The sequence below is a fragment of the Cellulomonas citrea genome (genome assembly GCF_009829685.1).
Classification (GTDB): domain Bacteria; phylum Actinomycetota; class Actinomycetes; order Actinomycetales; family Cellulomonadaceae; genus Cellulomonas; species Cellulomonas citrea.
The window spans coordinates 1-3,472 of record NZ_VWSD01000212.1 but is presented as its reverse complement, the minus strand read 5'-3'; the positions used below and the strand labels follow the sequence as shown (position 1 = coordinate 3,472).

At 75.2% G+C, this 3,472-nt stretch carries 5 protein-coding genes; 4 read left to right on the top strand and 1 reads right to left on the bottom strand.

What is annotated here, in order from left to right; genetic code table 11:
• The coding region (locus F2B26_RS15150) for a DUF4439 domain-containing protein (RefSeq protein WP_159810782.1) at positions 1-968 on the bottom strand (968 nt) is incomplete at its 3' end.
• 130 nt (positions 969-1,098) lie between these two features.
• Between F2B26_RS15150 and rimP the strand changes: the two genes are divergently transcribed.
• From rimP to F2B26_RS15130, 4 genes are all read left to right on the top strand, one after another.
• Positions 1,099-1,638: a ribosome maturation factor RimP gene (gene rimP, locus F2B26_RS15145; protein WP_159810780.1), complete on the top strand. Its 540-nt coding sequence runs from the start codon at positions 1,099-1,101 to the stop codon at positions 1,636-1,638.
• Position 1,639: 1 nt separating this feature from the next.
• The gene (gene nusA / locus F2B26_RS15140) at positions 1,640-2,698 is read left to right on the top strand and encodes a transcription termination factor NusA (RefSeq protein WP_159810778.1); all 1,059 of its coding nucleotides are present in this window, start codon (positions 1,640-1,642) and stop codon (positions 2,696-2,698) included.
• 170 nt (positions 2,699-2,868) lie between these two features.
• Positions 2,869-3,126, top strand: coding sequence for a YlxR family protein (locus F2B26_RS15135; protein WP_235929706.1), 258 nt, complete (start codon positions 2,869-2,871; stop codon positions 3,124-3,126).
• 117 nt (positions 3,127-3,243) lie between these two features.
• Positions 3,244-3,472: translation initiation factor IF-2 N-terminal domain-containing protein (locus tag F2B26_RS15130; RefSeq protein ID WP_159810774.1), on the top strand; the 229-nt coding region annotated here is incomplete at its 3' end.

Genomic DNA, 3,472 nt, shown 5'->3' with positions numbered 1-3,472 from the left:
AAGGTGACGGGTGCGCCCCCGAGGTCGCGTGCGGCTGCGGTGGCCACCATGAGCCCGGTGAGCAGCGCGGCCCGTCCGCCGGCCGGTGCGGCCGCCAGGGCGGCGCCGTAGGCCTGGGCGACCGCGGTGAGCAGCGAGACCGCGGTCGTGCTCGCGACGTCGGCCTGCTCGAGCCCGGCCGGCAGCGCGTACTGGGCTCGTCGTGGGTCCGACTTGGTCCCGGCCAGACCTGCGGCCTGCGCCCACCGCTCGGCGTCGGCGCGCTGCGCGCGGGCCGCAGCGAGGGTCGCGGGCCGCTTCTCCGGACCACCTCGGGCGGCGATGACCTCGAGCCCGTACCCGGCCTGGTCGTGCGCCAGCACGAGGGCGCTCAGCGTCCCGGCGGGCAGCGAGGTCGTCGAGGGGGACGGCTGCGGGGTCGCGGGGCTCGTCGACGCACCGGTCGGTGCCGGTGCCGCGACCGGTGCGGGCGCCGGGACGGGTGTGCCGAGCGCAGCGGCGAGCCGAGCGGCGAGCTCGGTGCGGGCCGTCGCGACCGAGCCGACCAGCCGCGCCAGGGCGCCGTCGGTGAGCGTGTCGGTGTCGACGGACGCGGTGCCGGCGGCAGCGACCAGGTCGGTCAGCAGCTGGGCCGCGGTCGGCACCGGCGCTGACGCGGTCCCGGTGGCCGTCGGTGTGCTGGACGGCAGGCCCGAGCGGTAGACCCCACCGAGGGCCGCCGCGTGCGCGGTGCTCTGCGCGCTCACTTCGGCCAGCACCGCGGCGACCGGTTCGGCCAGGCCCGTCGCGGCCAGCGCCGTCGCGGTCGCGGCAAGCTCGAGGGAGTCGGCGACGGTCCGTGCACGCACCTGCTCCACGGGCCCCGGGGACGGTTCGGTAGGGGCCGGGGTGGCCAGCCGCACCCCGCAGCCGGCCGTGGCGAGCACGAGCGTGAGGGTGAGCGCGAGGCGGCGTACGAAGCTGGTCATCGTCGCCCGATCCTGCCACCCGGCCCCGAGGGCGGACAGCAGGCGCGCACCGACGAACTAGGCTGTGGCCCACAACAGCACACCGGTCGCCCCGCGATCGTCCCCCTGTGCAGGTGAGGAGGAGGCAGCGATGGATGCGTCCGAGCAGCGGCTCGTCGGAGCACTGACCCCGGTCGTCGAGGGTCTTGGCCTGGTGCTCGACGGTGTGCGCGCCCGCCGCAGCGGCGGGCGCCTGGTCGTCGAGGTGACCGTCGACGTCGGCGAGGACGACCCGGGCGACCTGGACCTGGACCGCGTGGCACAGGCCTCCGAGGCGGTGTCGCAGGCGCTGGACGCCGGCGACGTGCTGCCCGGGGCGTACACGCTCGAGGTGTCCAGCCCGGGGGTGGACCGTCCGCTCACGCTGCGCAGGCACTTCGTGCGTGCGGTGGGTCGGCTGGTGACGCTCGTCGACTCCCAGGGGCGCACGACGACGGGCCGCCTGCTGGCGGTCGACGGTGACGAGCTGGAGGTGGCGCCGCGGGCTCCGGTCCGCAAGGGACGGCCACCGGCCGAGCTGCCGGCACGGCGGCTGGCGTTGAGCGAGGTGCGGTCCGGCCGCGTCGAGGTGGACCTGTCGGGTCTGGCCTCGCACGAGGACGACGAGACGCACGAGGACGAGGAGGACTGACGTGGACATCGACATGCAGGCGCTGCGGCTCATCGAGCACGAGCGGGAGATCAGCCTCGACGTGCTGGTCGGGGCCATCGAGCAGGCGCTGCTGTCCGCCTACCACCGCACGCCCGGTGCGCACCCGCAGGCGCGGGTGGAGGTCGACCGGCGCAGCGGGCACGTGACCGTCTGGGCCCGCGAGGAGCTCCCCGAGCCGGTGGAGCCCGCCGGTGAGGAGGAGCCGGACGAGACCCCGCGGCCGGCCGCGGCGCGTGTCGAGGGCCCGGAGTTCGACGACACCCCGGCCGGGTTCGGCCGGATCGCCACCGCCACGGCACGTCAGGTCATCGTGCAGCGGCTGCGCGACGCCGAGGACGACGCGGTGCTCGGCACGTTCCGCGGCAAGGAGGGCGAGGTCCTCGGCGGGGTGATCCAGCAGGGCCGTGACCCGCGCACGGTGCTCGTCGACATCGGTGGCACCGAGGCGGTGCTCCCGGCACACGAGCAGGTGCCGACCGAGAAGTACGTGCACGGCGAGCGGCTGCGGGCCTACGTGCTTGAGGTCGCCCGGGGCAGCCGCGGCCCGCAGATCACGTTGTCGCGCACCCACCCGAACCTGGTGCGCAAGCTGTTCGAGCTCGAGGTCCCCGAGGTGGCCGACGGCACGGTCGAGATCACCGCGCTGGCCCGTGAGGCGGGGCACCGCACCAAGATCGCGGTGCGCGCCACGGTGCCGGGCGTCAACGCCAAGGGCGCCTGCATCGGCCCGATGGGCAACCGGGTGCGCGCCGTCATGGCCGAGCTGCACGGGGAGAAGATCGACATCGTCGACCACTCCGACGACCCCGCGGCGATGATCGGCCACGCGCTGTCGCCGGCCCGCGTCGTGTCGGTCACGGTGGTCGACGAGGCCACCCGCTCGGCCCGGGTCGTCGTCCCGGACTACCAGCTCTCGCTCGCGATCGGCAAGGAGGGGCAGAACGCCCGCCTCGCCGCCAAGCTCACCGGGTGGCGCATCGACATCCGCTCCGACGAGGCCGCGCCGGAGCAGGACGGTGCCGCCGGTCCCGCCCGGTGAAGCGGCGCGGTAGACTCGCCGGAGCCGGGTCGCGTGCCCGGCAGTCCTCACCGCGCAGGCGGTCCCCGCTGTCGGCCCCCGACGTCCTTGATGCCGTGGTGCCCCCGGTGGGCCCGGTCCGCACGTGCGTGGGCTGCCGTGCCCGAGACTCGCGGTCGTCCTTGCTCAGGGTGGTCGTCGCCGGTGCGAACGCGGAGTCCCCGCGGCTCGTGCTCGACACGGCCGCCCGGATGCCGGGACGGGGTGCCTGGGTGCACCCGGACCTGGAGTGCCTTGAGCTCGCCGAGCGGCGACGGGCGTTCGGACGGGCCCTGAGATCGACGGGGCCGCTCGACACCGGTGCGCTGCGCGCGGCGCTCACGGTGATGACGGACCGGGCCACCGGCCCGGTGCAGGACGGCCCGGAACCTCGGGCCGAACAACGATGAGGAAAGCGGGTCACGAAGCCGATGGCTGCCCGATGAGCGTGCACCGATGAGTGCGCAATGACCACCCTGAACTAACCGCGGTCCGACCCTGTCCGGGCGGGCCGAGACAGGAGAGCAGTGTCCAAGGTCCGCGTCTACGAGCTCGCGAAGGAGCTCGGGGTTGACAGCAAGGCCCTGATGGCGAAGCTGAACGAGCTCGGTGAGTTCGTCCGCACGCCGTCGTCCACGATCGAGCCGCCGGTGGTCCGCAAGCTGCGGTCCGCCTACCCGGCCGGCGGCTCCGCCGCCCCGGCGGCCCCCGCACCCAAGGCTCCCGCCCGGACGTCGTCCGCGCCGGCTCCGGCCG